The organism is Mizugakiibacter sediminis, from assembly GCF_000953855.2.
In the GTDB taxonomy this organism is placed as follows: domain Bacteria; phylum Pseudomonadota; class Gammaproteobacteria; order Xanthomonadales; family Rhodanobacteraceae; genus Mizugakiibacter; species Mizugakiibacter sediminis.
Genome location: NZ_DF970238.1, coordinates 17,371 through 17,575, shown reverse-complemented (window position 1 = coordinate 17,575; position 205 = coordinate 17,371). Strand labels below are relative to the sequence as shown.

Sequence of the window (205 nt, the reverse complement as noted above, 5' to 3'; positions counted from 1 at the left end):
GCGGCCACGCTGGCCAGTGCCAACAGCTACACCGACAACCGCAGTGCCGCCACACTGGCCAGTGCCAATACCTACACCGACGCCCGCGAGACCGCCATCCGTTCCGACATGGCAGCCGGCGATGCGGCCACGCTGGCCAGTGCCAACGCCTACACCGACCAGAAGGTGACCCAGGCCAATGCCGTGGTGCTCGGCCAGGCCAATG

1 pseudogene is annotated in these 205 nt (G+C 67.8%); it reads left to right on the top strand.

The annotated features are described in order from the left end of the window. Positions 1 to 205 (top strand): annotated as a pseudogene (locus tag MBSD_RS15625) (hypothetical protein); the annotation flags it as partial.